The organism is Pseudomonas fluorescens (assembly GCF_002022275.1).
Lineage (GTDB): Bacteria > Pseudomonadota > Gammaproteobacteria > Pseudomonadales > Pseudomonadaceae > Aquipseudomonas > Aquipseudomonas fluorescens_AJ.
Map to the genome: position 1 here is coordinate 72807 of NZ_MSDF01000027.1, position 13320 is coordinate 86126.

Consider the following 13320-nt stretch of genomic DNA (forward strand, 5'->3'; position numbering starts at 1 on the left):
GTGGGAGCTGGCTTGCCTGCGATAGCTGTGTAACAGAGACATATCTGTTGAATGTCAGACCGCTATCGCAGGCAAGCCAGCTCCCACACTGACCGCGTTCCACTTAAACAGGCGTGTTAAGCCTTACTGCATATTGATGATGACTTCTTCCTGCCACTTCTGCGGCAGCGCCTTGGAAGTCTTCTCCCAAGCATCGGCATCCTTGATCGGCGTTACTTTTTTGTACTGCTCGTTCGGCAGCAGCTTGGCCTGTACATCCGCCGGCAGGGTCAGGTGCTCGGCACGAATCGGACGGGCGTTGCCGCGCGCCAGGTTGGTCTGGCCAGCGTCGCTGAAGATGTATTCACGGGTCAGCTTGGCGGCGTTCGGGTGCTTGGCGTATTTGTTGATGATGGTGGTGTAACCGGAAATCACCGAACCGTCCGACGGGATCAGCACCACGTAGTCATCCGGGTTGGCCATCTTGGCTTTGTAGCTCAGACCGTTGAAGTCCCAGACCACGCCCACTTCGACTTCGCCTTTTTCCATGGTGGCGATGGTCGGGTTGGCCAGCGACAGGCGACCTTGTTTGGCGATCTCGGCAAACATCAGCAGCGCAGGCTGGATGTTTTTCTCGTCGCCACCGTTGGCGAGGGCAGCAGCCAGCACGCCGTTGGCGGCTTGGGCGGCGGTGCTCACGTCACCAATCGAGACTTTGTATTTGCCGGTTTTCAGGTCAGCCCAGCTTTTTGGGGCTTCGGAGCCGTGGAGCAGCTTTTTGTTGACGATGAAAGCGATGGTGCCGGTGTAGGCCAGGGCCCAGTTGCCTTCTTTGTCTTTCGCCCAATCCGGCACTTGTGCCCAGGTGGTCGGCTTGTACGGTTGGGCAACACCCTGTTTCACCGCAATCGGGCCGAAGGCTGCACCGACGTCACCGATGTCGGCGCTGGCATTATCTTTCTCGGCGGCGAACTTGGCGATTTCCTGCGCCGAGCTCATGTCGGTGTCGATGTGCTTGAGGCCGTAGGTCTTGGCCAGGTCATCCCAGGTGCCTTTCCAGTTGGCCCAGTCATCGGGCATGCCGACGCTGTTGACGGCGCCTTCCGCTTTCGCGGCGGCTTCCAGCGTTTTCAAATCGGTATCAGCGGCCATGGCGGCGGTGCACATGGCAATGGTCGAGCCTAACAGTGATGCCAGGAAAAGCTGTTTCATCCGAAGCTCCTTTGGGCGTTTTCAACGCTGCGTTTTTATCGACGATTGCGGTGGTGTTGGTCTAGGTCAGCAATACCTGAGCCAATTTAGGCCAGGTGGATGACAGTTTCATGTCGATGTCGTTTTTAAATCGCTTTTGTCGCTCAGTTCAGACTCAGCGTAGACCATGCCCAAGTGCCCGCAGCAACTGGACTTGGCCGATGTATTGCAGGGTGTGGTGAGCGGGGTGAAGAGGGACTGTCATCTGTCGGTCATCTGTAATGCCTAGGCTGGCATGTAGCAGCGGACGCCCAAATAGCGCGCGGTTTGTGCACCTGAACGGTGCTGGTCTAGTCCAGATAGGTAACGTTGATGCGGGATGAGGCAATCAAGGCGGTGACCTCCATCGGCCTGGCGCTGCAAGAGCAGATCGACCACGGCCTGTTGCCGCCTGCGAGTAAATTGCCCGCCGAGCGCAAGCTCAGCGAGTTGTTTGGTACCACTCGCATTACGGTGCGGGAAGCCTTGTTACAACTGGAGGCCCAGGGGCAGATTTATCGCGAAGAGCGCCGCGGCTGGTTTGTTTCGCCGCCACGGCTGGCCTACAACCTGATGCAGCGCAGCCATTTTCACGCGATGGTCAGCGAGCAGGGGCGGGTGGCCGTGACCGAGGTGATTTCTGCGCGGCTGCAACCAGCGTCAGCTGCCGTGTGTGCATGGTTGCAGTTGCCTGCGCTGTCGAGCGTGATTCAGATTTGCCGGGGCCGGCGCATTGATGGGCGATTGGTGCTGTATGTAGAGCACTACCTGAACCCGCAGTATTTCCCGGGGATTCTGGAGTGTGACCTGAACCAGTCAATCACCGAGCTGTATGCCCGCAAGTACGATCTGCATTACGGGCGGGTGCGCTTTGAAATTGTGCCGACGTCATTGCCGGTGGAAGCTGCCGCCGCGTTGCGCGTGTCGGTGGGCAGCCCGGGCTTGCGTATCGCTCGGGTCAATTATGACCAGCACCAGCGGTTGATCGACTGCGACCTGGAGTTCTGGCGGCACGATGCGATTCATGTCGGTGTGGATGTGGTGTGACAGGCGGGTATGGACACATTGAGCTGAAATTTACCGGATGTTACTCAATTCAAAATGTGGGAGCTGGCTTGCCTGCGATGCGGTCACCTCGGTTCATCAGGCATATCGAGGTGATGCCATCGCAGGCAAGCCAGCTCCCACATTTGCACAGCGCAACGCCTACAGAGTGAGTACCTTGATCACCTGATCCACATTGGTTTCCAGCTCTGTCACCGGGTCGGCGCCGTCGACATTCAACACCAACAACTTCGCACCACCTGCCGCCACCGCCGCTTTCACCGCATCACTCGGCTGACGATGATGCAGCACCACCGCCACGTCACTGTCTTTCAACTCGGCACTCAATGCCTGCAAGGCTTCGGGCGTCCAGTCGGCGTCCGGTCGTGCATCGGTGCTGACCACTTCCAGGTTCAAACTGCTGACCAGGTACGCGAAGTGATCGCTCAAGCTGACCACACTCAGGTTATCCGCCTTGGCCAGCCTTGCTTCGCTGTCGGCGGAGAGCTTGAGCAGGCGCTGCTTGAGAGCGGCGAGGTTGGCGTCGATCTTCGGTTTGGCAGCCGGTGCCAAGCGGCTCAGGTCTGCGGCCATCACGTCGGCCATGCGTCCCATATTGTTGCTGGACTGCCACGGCTGGCTGTTCAGGCCATCGGCCGTGCCGGGTTGCACGGCAATCCCCGGTAGGCCGCCGTCCACAGGGCGCGCGGCGTCCACTTCGACGATGCGAATATTCGCGCGGCGGGCAACGGGATACAGCGGATCATCGGCCCAGAGGGAGCGCAGGCCGATGGCTGCGTCGGCGTCCTGGGCAAGGGTATTCAGCGCAGGCGCACCGCGACCGGTGAAATAGGCCACCTGCCGCGAGCCGGGCAGATTCGCCGGTGCCGCGCGCTCAAGCTGTACGTCCGTGCCTTTGAGCAGCACTTCGGCCAGGCCGTAGGTGATTGGCAGTGAGGCCAGCACTTTGACCGATTTCGCTGAATGAACCGCTGGTTTTACGGCTTCAGCCGCTATTAACGGCGTCGTAACCAAACAGGCGATGGCCAGGGCGAGAGGATGAAGAACAGAACGCATTATCCAAGATTCCCTTTAAGACTGGGCACGGTACCGCGCGCGATGGCGGCGCAGGCGAAGGCGATACCGGCCATCAGAATGATCGCGGCGCCGGACGGGATGGGCAGGTCGAACATGATCGGCAGCAAAATGCCGCACAGGGTGCTGACGGTGGCGATCACCACCGAGACCCAGAAGAACCCTTTGAGCGACTGGCTCAGCAAGCGCGCCGCCGCCGCTGGAATTACCAGCAACGCCCCCACCAGAATCGCGCCAATCACCTTGACCGCCGCGACGGTGATCAACGTCACCAGAATCACGAACAGGTAATCCAGGGTTTTCACCGCCACACCGCGCACCGCCGCCAGTTGCGGGTTGAAGCTGGCAAGCATGATGCGGTTGTACAGCGGCAGCGCGAGGGCCATCACCAGTGAACCGACAATCGCCAGCACCAGCAGGTCATTGCCGTTCACCGTCAGCACCGAGCCGAACAGTACGTTCTCCAGAATGTGCACGTTGATCTTGCCCGCCAGAATCAACAGCAGGCTTGCGCCCAACGCCAAAGACACCGAGAGAAACACGCCGATCAACGTATCCGGCGCCAACCCGGTGCGGTTGCGCAGGTAGTTGAGCAGGATGCCGAACAGCAGGCAGTAACCGAACAATGCGCCGTACGGCCCGGTGTAGGGTTCACCGAGCAAAATACCCACGGCCACACCGGTGAGCGCCGCGTGGCCGACCGCTTCAGAGAAAAATGCAAAGCGCTTGACCACCACCAGCGTGCCCAGCCCGCCCAGCACCGGGCCGATCAGCAGCCCGGCAAGCAAAGCGTTGACCACAAAACCATAGGCCAGCGCTTCCGGCAGGTACCCGGAAGACGCCCAACCCTGGACCATCAGTCGAAAGGCTTCATAACTCATTGCGCCGCGCTCCGAGGGTGGGTGGAGAACAGGGTCAGCAGGCGATCCGGGGTCAGCGCTTCTTTGGGCATGGCGTCGAACAGCACACGACGGTTCAGGCCGGTGACGCGATCCGCCAGACGACCCACGGCTTCCAGGTCGTGCTCGATCCACAGCACGGTGATACCGGCCAGGCGCCAGTCATTCAGCAAGCGTTCGAATACTTGAATGCCCGCTTCATCGAGGGCTGACATCGGTTCATCCAGCACCAGCAGTTGCGGTGCGGGAATCAAGCCTTGGGCGAGCAGCACACGCTGACGCTCACCCCCCGACAGCGCGCCCATGCGCCGCTTGCGTTTGTCCTGCATGCCGACGCGCTCGAGGGCCTCGCCAATCGCGGCGGCGTAATGTTTGGACAACCCGAGAAACGCCGGGCGCCGCTGACACATGGCGGCCATGAAATCGTCGACGGTCATCGGCAAGCCCCGGTCGAATTCCAGTGCCTGGGGCACATAACCGACGGTGCCCACAGCGTTCGGCCAGTGCAGGCGCAGTTGCCCCTGGTGCGGGGTTTGCCCCAGCAGAGTCTTGATCAGCGAGCTTTTGCCGCCGCCGTTCGGGCCGACCAGTGCGTGGATGGTGCCCGGCTGCACGTTGAAGCTCACGTTATCCAGAATCACCGTGCGGCCCAGGGTCAGCGAGACCTTGTCGAAGTCGAGGGTGGGGCCGAAGCAGGCGACTTTCAGTTGTTCGGCTGCCGTCATGCGCCCGACTCCTGTATCGCTCGCACCACCGTGTTGAGGTTGCCGGTCATTTCCACTTCGTATTTTTCAGGGGTGTATTCGCCATAGGAAATATGCGACAGCGGATACAGCTTGACCCCGGACTCACGCTGAATGGTCTCGACATAGGTCGAGGGGAAGTCCATCTCCGAGAAGATCACTTTCACATCCAGAGCGCGTAACTCGTCGATGGTCTTTTTCAACTGGCTAGGGCTGGGTTCGATGCCATGAGCGGGTTCGACCACGGCCGTCACTTCCAGGCCGAATTCGCGCAGCAGGTAGTCGTAAGCCGCGTGCACGGTGGCCACGCGCAGGTCCGGGTTGGGTGCGCTGGTCAGCTTGGCCAGGGCGTCGGCGCGCATCTGGCGCAGGCGTTTGCCGTAGGCGCGGGCGTTCTGGGTGTAGGTCTTGGCGTTGTCCGGGTCGAGCTTGCCCAGCTCGCGGGCGATGTTGTTGACCTGGGCAATCGATGCGCTGATCGACAGGAAGGTGTGCGGGTTGACCACCTTGCCCGCACCGCGCGCGGCGTTGCCGGTGGCGGCGAGCAGCGGCACGTTGGCATTCGCCTCGATCACCGGAATGTCCGGGCGCTCGCTGGTGGCGATCATGCGGTCGGCAAAATCGTCATGGCCGACGCCATTGAGCACGATCACGTCCAGGGTGCCGATGCGCTTGATGTCTTCGGCGCGCGGCTCATAGGCGTGGGGGTTGAAACCGGCGGGAATCAGCGGCACCACCTCGGCTTTGTCGCCGACGATATTGGCGACGTAGCTGTAATAAGGGTGCAGGGTGATGCCGATGCGCAGGCGTTTAGCCGCCTCGGCGTTCGCCAAGGGGGCGAGCATCAGGCTGAACAGGCTGACCAGTAACAGGCGCAACAGGGGAGATGAAATAGACATGGGCAATCGGTCTTCTCGTTCAGTGACGGTGCTGGCGGGTCACGCCGGCATCGAATTGCGTGACCACCTGCTGCCAACCGGCTGCGATCAGCGCCGGGTCAGTCAGGTCGGAAGGCGGCGCGAGGTTGGCCTGACGGTTGAGCCAGATGTCCGGCTCGGCACCGTGCACACGCATCAGCAGCGAGCCGCTGGTCGCCGGCGTCTGGCTCAAGCCCAGGTAGGCCGAAGGCTCGAGCACCTGCCAGCGGTGGTCGCCACGGCTGACTGAACTCGCGTCCTGAGCAAATGGCGCGAAGCCTTCTTCGGCGAGTTGTTCAGACGTTGGCAGGGTGGTTTGCTCCTGCTGCAACAGCTGGATTTCATCCAGTGTCACGCGCAAATCGGCGTAGATGCCTTGCTCGGCGGCGCTCAGGTCGCGGCGCGCATCCAGTTGATGGCTGGGCACGGCGGCAACTTCCTGGGTTTCACCGTGCAAGGCCACCACCGTGCCAGCCACCGCAAGGATGATCAGGCACAGCAGCAGGACGTAAAGGGTTTCATGGCCGGCACCGGCGGGGCGTACAACCTGTGTGGTAGTCATTGAGGCTGGATATCCGCTTGGTCGATTTCCACCACGTGGCCGGGGCCTGCATCAAACAGCACGTAGAACTCGGCGGACGGCTTCTTGAAGGTCAACTTCGAATCCTCGCCGAGCTTGCCCGGCAGCAGGATGGTTTCGTCGTAGCCGATCACATCCAGGGTTACACCGGGAGCGCCGCTGCCGTCGGAAAAACCGCCGGTGCACTGGATCTGTTCACCCGCGATCTCTTTGCATTCGCACATCGGGTTGTGGGCCAGGGCCACTGAACTGAAACCGCTACACAGCAACAGTGCAGCACCGGCGCGGGTCAGGCGCGTCAACGTCATGGTTTAACTCCTTGCGTGTTCAGCCAGGCAATGGTGGCAGGCGAGGCCTGGCTCAGCGGGATGGAACCCTGGTGCATGCTGCCGTCCCAGCCTTCCATGGTGATCCACAGTTCGGCGTCGGCAGGCGTGCGTTCCGGGACGGGTAACGCGGCGCCCATGCGGTACGGTGTACCAAAGAAGATCACCCCGGCGGCCCGCAGGCTGCGCGGTTTGCCGATGCGCAGGTAAGTGGCCTTGACCTGTTCGGCACAGGTGTCGCACAGGGCGGCGTTGAAGAATTTCATCGGTCCGGCCGGGTCCGGGCGCGGGCCTTCGTTGCGGAACTCGGCGAGTTTCAGGCTCCAAGGCCCGACCTGCACGTCGCCAACAACGCGCTCGCCGATGCCGGTATCACCGCGAAACAGCGCGGCGTCGGCAAAGTACTTGGGCATGAACCCCAGTGGCACCAGCAACAACAGCACATTGATATGAAAGCGCCATTTCAGCCAAAAGGCCCGCAACGGCGTAGGGGGTACAGCAGCAGCCTTGCTCATTATTTGGCCTCCGACGTTTCAGCCTGCAACGCCTGGATGGCAGCGGGCTGGCGCTGCGTCTTGGCTTCACGCTTGAGCGCATTGAGGGTGGCCAGCGCGGTCCGTTTGGTCCAGATCAACAGGCCGCTCAGCACCATCATGCTCAGCACCAGGCCGAAGAAGGCCCAGATGAGTTTGATCCAGATCCCGCCAAAATCGCCGGTGTGCAACGGGCGCATGGATTCGGTGACAAACTCCAGTTTGGAGCGATCGGACAGCAGGTGCGACGAGGCGATTTCACCGTCATACGGGTTGATTTGTGCGGTCTGGAACATCAGCGGGTACCAGCCCCGGCCAGCGATCTGCAGGTGGCTGTAGGCATTGAGCGGCAGGCTGACAAAACTCGCTTCCAGCCCCGGGATACGCTGGGTGGCGATCTCGATGGCCTCGTCCACGGGAATCATCGGCGCCGGTACACCGGGCGCCGACGTGGGGACTTTCTCCCGCGCAATCACCGGCACGATGGGCTCGCTGGAGATGGAAATCTGGTTGTCGCCCAGGATCGCCTGGATCAGGAACCAGGTGCCGGTGATGGAAATCACCGCGATAAACCAGATCGACCAGATACCGCTCAGGCGGTGGAAGTCGCCCCAGAAGATCCGCGCGCCGTGGCGAATACGCAGGGTCGGCCTGAAAAAGCCCTTCCAGAAACGCTTGTACACCACCAGCCCGGTGACCAGCGACGCCAGCAACGGCAGGCCGAGCAGCGACACCAGATACCAGCCCCAACTGAAGCCATTGGTGAAGGGCACCAGCCACCAGCCGTGCAGCGCGCGGGTGAACTGGCGGAAATTGAACGCGGGGCTGATGCCCTGGATCGCCCCGGTGTACGGGTTGACGTAGACCTCCACCGAACGGCCGTCGGGGTAGCTGAGGTCGACACTCAGGGCAAAGTGCGACTCATCCGGACGGCTGAGGGACTGCACGATCACCTGGGGTTCGGCGCGCTTGATGGCGCTTATCACCTGGTCATAGCTCAGCGGTTCGGCGTCATCCGAGGGTTTGCTGGCGCGGATATCCGGGTTGGCCAGCCAGACGATTTCCTGGCTGACCACCGCCAGGGTGCCGGTGACGCAGACGATCAGTACAAAAAACCAGATGGGCAATGCCAGCCAGCTGTGTACGAGAAACCAGAGTTTTGAGCGAGACTTCTTCGACATGTGAATGCGGGTCTTGATCGGGAAAGGGCGCAGGAAGCCCGGGAAAAGGCCAGTCGTAGCTTTTGCTGACGCGACGGGCTGTATCTAAGTTAAGACGGATGAGGTTCACAAATCCCCAAGCCGGATATGAAAGAAAATGTTTCGAGTTCACATTCGCGCGGTTTTAAAGCCGGGATCGAACACGAAACATGTTCCAAGCCATCACCCGGGCGCCATTGATGGGGCCGGGTGGCTGCGTAGGATGGAGCCATATCGTGAAGTGAGCCCTAAAAAAAATGACTGCCAGAACCCTCTACGACAAGCACATCGATTCCCACACCGTGTGCCCCCTGGACGACCAGGGCCATGTCCTGCTGTATATCGACCGCCAAGTGATCAACGAATACACCAGCCCCCAGGCGTTCAGCGGCCTGCGTGAAGCCGGGCGAAGCGTGTGGCGCCCCGGCACGGCGTTGGCGGTGGTTGACCATGTCAATCCGACTACGCCTAAACGCATCGCGACCATGCCTGACGCGGGCGGCGCGCGGCAGGTGTCATACCTGGCGGAAAACTGCCGGGACTTCGGCATCGAGCTGCTGGATATCCTCGACAAGCGCCAAGGCATCGAACACGTGATCGCCCCCGAGCAGGGCTTTATCCTGCCGGGCATGGTGATTGCCGCCGGGGACAGCCACACCACCACCTACGGTGCCCTGGGCGCTTTTGGTTTCGGCATCGGCACTTCGGAAATCGAGCACCTGCTGGCTTCGCAGACCCTGGTGTACAAGCGTCTTAAAAGCATGCGCGTGAGCGTCGATGGCGAGTTGGCTCCGGGCTTGACCTCCAAAGACGTGATCATGGCGTTGATCGGCAAGATCGGCGCGTCAGGTGCCACCGGCTATGCCATCGAATTCCGGGGTTCGACCATTGATGCGCTGAGCGTCGAAGCGCGCATGACCATCTGCAACATGGCCGTGGAAGCGGGCGCACGCGGTGCCTTTATGGCGCCGGACGAAAAAGTCTTCACCTACCTCAAAGGCAAACCGCGCGCGCCGCAAGGCGAGCTGTGGGAACAGGCACTGGCAGGCTGGCGCCACCTGCATTCGGACGCCGATGCGGTGTTTGACCAGGAAGTGCAACTCGACGCCAGCACGCTGGAACCCATGGTCACCTGGGGCACCAGCCCCGACCAGGCCGCGCCCATCGGCGGCCGCGTGCCCGACCCGCAAGACGTCAGCGACCTTATTCTGCGTCAGGACATGCGCCGCGCCCTCAACTACATGGGCCTGGAAGCCGGCATGCCGCTGAGTGATATCGTCATCAGCCACGCGTTTATCGGTTCTTGCACCAACGCGCGCATCGAAGACCTGCGCGACGCGGCCAGCGTGGTGCGTGGCAAACACGTGGCAGAGCATGTGCGGGCGATGATTGTGCCCGGTTCTACCGAAGTACGAGACAAGGCCGAAGCCGAAGGGCTGGCGGCGATCTTTATCGACGCCGGTTTTGAGTGGCGCCAGTCGGGTTGCTCGATGTGCCTGGCGATGAACGACGACGTGCTGGCCCCCGGCGACCGCTGCGCCTCCAGCACCAACCGCAACTTCGAGGGCCGCCAGGGCGCGGGCGCACGCACCCACCTGATGAGCCCGGCGATGGTCGCTGCGGCTGCGATCACCGGCCGCCTCACTGATATTCGCCACTTTGGAGACCGCGCATGAGCCTGCAACCTTTCACCCTGGTCACCGGCAAGGCCGCACCGATGCTGGCGGCGAATATCGACACTGACGTGATCATGCCCAAGCAGTTTCTCAAGGGCATCGACCGCAGCGGCCTCGACCGCGGGCTGTTCTTCGACCTGCGCTTTCTGGCGTCCGGCGAGCTGAACCCTGAATTCGTGCTGAACCAGCCGGCCTGGCAGGGCGCGAGCTTCATGGTGGTGGGGCCGAACTTCGGCTGTGGTTCCAGCCGCGAACACGCGGTGTGGGGCTTGAAGCAGACCGGTATCCGTGCGCTGATCGGCAGCAGTTTTGCCGGGATTTTTTACGATAACTGCCAGCGTAACGGGGTGTTATTGATCACGCTGGAAGAGGCTGTGTTGCAGAAGCTGGGGCAGACCGTAAGTCAGCCCGAGCAGGCGCAGATCAGCGTGGATCTGGAGGCGCAGGAAATTCACTTGGCGGATGGGCAGGTGATCCCGTTCCAGATTGATACGTTGCGCAAGACGGCATTGTTGCTGGGGTTGGATGCGATTGGCAGTACGTTGCAGCGCAGTGAAGAGATCAAGGCCTTCGAACAGCGACACCTCGCGGCCAACCCCTGGCTCAACTGACACACTCGGGTTCAACCTGTGGGAGCTGGCTTGCCTGCGATAGCGGTGTATCAGTAACAGAAATGTGAGCTGACCCACCGCAATCGCAGGCAAGCCAGCTCCCACAGGTGATCGGGTTTACACATCTAGATAGACAGCCCCTTGAAGTGCTCCTGCAAAAACTCCACACACGCTCTTAACTTGCCGGAATACGCCAACCGCGTCGGGTACACCGCCCACACATTCGCGCTCTGGGTATAGTCGTGCAGCACCTGCACCAGCTTGCCTTGCTCCAGCAGCGGCTTCACATCCCACATCGAGCGCAGCAAAACCCCGCGCCCATCCAACGCCCACTGCAACACAATCTCGCCGTTGTTCGATGACAACGGCCCGCGCACGCGCACGCTTTCGGGGGTGCCGTCGCGTTCCAGGTTCCAGATGCCAAAGGCGTTGTCGCGTTCCTTGAGCACCAGGCAGTCGTGCTGTTCCAGGTCGCTCAGCTGTTGCGGCGTGCCCCGGCGCTCGAGGTAAGTGGGCGCGGCGCACAGCACGCGGCGGTTGCTCACCAGCCGGCGGCCGATGTGCTGGCCGGGAATGTCATCGCCCACGCGAATCTCCAGGTCGAAACCTTCGCTGACGATGTCCACCACGCGGTCGAACAGGTCGAGGCGGATTTCCAGGTCCGGATACTGTTCCGCCAGCAATGACAGGGCTGGCGCCACATGGTTACGGCCGAAACCGAAGCTGCTGCACAAGTGCAGGTGGCCGCGCGGGCTGTCATGGGCGTCGGAAAGTTCGTCGGAGAGTTGCTGGAAATCTTCCAGGATGCGCACGGCCCAGCGCTGCACGCGTTCGCCGTCTTCGGTCAGGGCGATGCGGCGGCTGGTGCGGTGCAGCAGGCGGGTGGCGAGGGTAGTTTCAAGGATCTGGATGCGTTTGCTGACGTAGGCCGGTGACAAGCCCAGCTCATCGGCGGCGGCAGCGAAGCCCGCCTTGCGGATCACGGTCAGGAACACCCGCAGGTCTTCGGGTAAGGGCACGGTATCTTTCTTATGAGTCATCAGAAACAGACGTGGCGGCATGAGCCGCCAGAATAGCACCGGTTGGGGGTGCCTTCCGGCACACCCCGGCGTATTCGTTTACTCGGTGGCGATCTTCGCCTTGGCGGCAGCCCGCGCATGGCGGCCATGCTTGAGGGCGATCGGGGCCATTTTTTCGCGGTCCAGTTCACCTTCCCAGGCTGCCACCACCAGCGCAGCCACGGCATTGCCGATGATATTGGTCAGCGAGCGGCATTCGGCCATGAAGCGGTCGACCCCCAGAATCAACACCATCGCCGCCACCGGCACCGTCGGCACCACCGCCAGGCTTGCGGCCAGTGCCACAAAGCCCGCACCGACTACCGCACCGGCGCCTTTGGAGGTGAGCATCGCCACCGCCAACAACGTCAGCTGTTGTTCCAGCGGCAAGTGAGTATTGGTCGCTTGTGCCAGGAACAGCACCGCCAGGGTCATATAGATGTTGGTGCCGTCGAGGTTAAAGGTGTAACCGGTCGGCACCACGATGCCCACCACGCCTTTGGAGGCGCCGAGGCTTTCCAGCTTCTGGATCAATTGCGGCAGTGCCGACTCCGAGGAACTGGTGCCCAACACGATCAGCAGTTCGGACTTGATATAGCCCATCAACTTGAAAATGCTGAAACCCGCGTAGCGCGCGATGCTGCCCAGCACCACGGCGACAAAGAAAAATGCGGTGATATAGAAGGTGCCCACCAGCTTCAGCAGCGGCAGCAACGAGCCCACGCCGTATTTACCGATGGTGAAGGCAATCGCACCAAAGGCTCCGATCGGCGCCACCCGGCTGATCATGCCGACGATACGGAAGAACACTTCACTCGCCTGGTTGATCACGCCCACCAGTGGCCGCGCCTTTTCGCCGACCATGACCAGCCCGAGGCCGAACAGCACGGAAATAAACAGCACGGGCAGGATTTCACCCTTGGCGAACGCATCGAAAAAGGTGCCGGGGATGATGTTAAGCAGGAAACCGGTCACGCCTTCACTGTGCTGCGCCTGGCCGACAAAACCGGCGATGGCCGAGCCGTCGAGGGTCTTTACATCGATGTTGAAGCCCACGCCCGGGTGCAGCAGGTGCGCGGAGAGAATGCCGATCAGCAAAGCGATGGTGGAGACGATCTCGAAGTACAGCAGCGCCTTGCCGCCCACCCGGCCCACCTGCTTCACGTCGTGCATGCTGGTGATGCCGGACACCACCGTGCAGAAGATGATCGGGCCGATGATCATCTTGATCAGTTTGATAAACCCGTCGCCCAACGGCTTGAGGTCAATGCCGACTTGCGGCCACTCATGGCCGATCAACACACCCAGCGCGATAGCGATGAGCACCTGCACATACAGGGTTCCCAGCAGTTTTCTGATTGTCATTGTTATTATCTCAATCGTTTTTTGGGGCCAAGCAAACCCGTCGCAGGCCGTTGGCAGCCTGCGAG

General features: G+C 61.4%; 14 protein-coding genes. 3 read left to right on the forward strand and 11 right to left on the reverse strand.

Translation table 11 applies throughout. The features are described 5' to 3' along the window. Positions 1-123: 123 nt before the first annotated feature. Positions 124-1191 carry an ABC transporter substrate-binding protein gene (locus BFW87_RS21245; protein ID WP_078741677.1) on the reverse strand — a complete coding sequence of 356 codons (1068 nt, stop codon included), beginning with the start codon at positions 1189-1191 and terminating at the stop codon, positions 124-126. A 351-nt stretch (positions 1192-1542) separates the two neighbouring features. On the opposite strand from BFW87_RS21245, the gene BFW87_RS21250 reads away from it, so the two are divergent. Next, entirely contained in the window at positions 1543-2256 is a 714-nt protein-coding gene (locus BFW87_RS21250; RefSeq protein WP_078741678.1) for a UTRA domain-containing protein, read from the forward strand. Positions 2257-2415: 159 nt separating this feature from the next. On the opposite strand, the gene BFW87_RS21255 is transcribed toward BFW87_RS21250, so the two are convergent. The 8 genes from BFW87_RS21255 to BFW87_RS21290 are packed head-to-tail and all read right to left on the reverse strand — an operon-like array spanning position 2416 to position 8527. Further along, positions 2416-3330 (reverse strand): metal ABC transporter solute-binding protein, Zn/Mn family, encoded by a 915-nt coding sequence (locus tag BFW87_RS21255; protein WP_078741679.1) that lies wholly within the window; start codon positions 3328-3330, stop codon positions 2416-2418. Next, positions 3330-4229, reverse strand: a complete 900-nt coding sequence (locus tag BFW87_RS21260) for a metal ABC transporter permease (protein WP_078741680.1) — start codon at positions 4227-4229, stop codon at positions 3330-3332. The genes BFW87_RS21255 and BFW87_RS21260 overlap by 1 nt, the downstream gene beginning before the upstream one ends. After that, positions 4226-4972 carry a metal ABC transporter ATP-binding protein gene (locus tag BFW87_RS21265; RefSeq protein ID WP_078741681.1) on the reverse strand — a complete coding sequence of 249 codons (747 nt, stop codon included), beginning with the start codon at positions 4970-4972 and terminating at the stop codon, positions 4226-4228. The genes BFW87_RS21260 and BFW87_RS21265 overlap by 4 nt, the downstream gene beginning before the upstream one ends. Then, entirely contained in the window at positions 4969-5889 is a 921-nt protein-coding gene (locus BFW87_RS21270) for a metal ABC transporter substrate-binding protein (protein ID WP_078741682.1), read from the reverse strand. Before BFW87_RS21270 ends, BFW87_RS21265 begins: the two co-directional genes overlap by 4 nt. Positions 5890-5908: 19 nt before the next feature. Beyond that, on the reverse strand, positions 5909-6469 hold the full coding sequence (locus BFW87_RS21275) for a DUF6162 family protein (RefSeq protein ID WP_078741683.1): 561 nt from the start codon (positions 6467-6469) through the stop codon (positions 5909-5911). Further along, positions 6466-6795: a hypothetical protein gene (locus tag BFW87_RS21280; protein ID WP_078741684.1), complete on the reverse strand. Its 330-nt coding sequence runs from the start codon at positions 6793-6795 to the stop codon at positions 6466-6468. Before BFW87_RS21280 ends, BFW87_RS21275 begins: the two co-directional genes overlap by 4 nt. Then, on the reverse strand, positions 6792-7328 hold the full coding sequence (locus BFW87_RS21285) for a thiamine pyrophosphate-binding protein (RefSeq protein WP_078741685.1): 537 nt from the start codon (positions 7326-7328) through the stop codon (positions 6792-6794). Before BFW87_RS21285 ends, BFW87_RS21280 begins: the two co-directional genes overlap by 4 nt. Next, entirely contained in the window at positions 7328-8527 is a 1200-nt protein-coding gene (locus tag BFW87_RS21290; protein ID WP_078741686.1) for a PepSY-associated TM helix domain-containing protein, read from the reverse strand. Before BFW87_RS21290 ends, BFW87_RS21285 begins: the two co-directional genes overlap by 1 nt. Before the next feature lie 275 nt (positions 8528-8802). Between BFW87_RS21290 and leuC the strand changes: the two genes are divergently transcribed. Continuing rightward, entirely contained in the window at positions 8803-10221 is a 1419-nt protein-coding gene (leuC, locus tag BFW87_RS21295) for a 3-isopropylmalate dehydratase large subunit (RefSeq protein ID WP_078741687.1), read from the forward strand. After that, entirely contained in the window at positions 10218-10832 is a 615-nt protein-coding gene (gene leuD, locus BFW87_RS21300; protein WP_078741688.1) for a 3-isopropylmalate dehydratase small subunit, read from the forward strand. Before leuC ends, leuD begins: the two co-directional genes overlap by 4 nt. A gap of 125 nt (positions 10833-10957) precedes the next feature. Here the strand turns inward: leuD and BFW87_RS21305 are convergent, their stop codons facing one another. Both BFW87_RS21305 and BFW87_RS21310 read right to left on the reverse strand, forming a co-directional pair. Beyond that, positions 10958-11872 carry a LysR substrate-binding domain-containing protein gene (locus BFW87_RS21305; protein WP_217699419.1) on the reverse strand — a complete coding sequence of 305 codons (915 nt, stop codon included), beginning with the start codon at positions 11870-11872 and terminating at the stop codon, positions 10958-10960. A gap of 78 nt (positions 11873-11950) precedes the next feature. Beyond that, entirely contained in the window at positions 11951-13255 is a 1305-nt protein-coding gene (locus BFW87_RS21310) for a dicarboxylate/amino acid:cation symporter (protein ID WP_078741690.1), read from the reverse strand. Between the last annotated feature and the right edge of the window lie 65 nt (positions 13256-13320).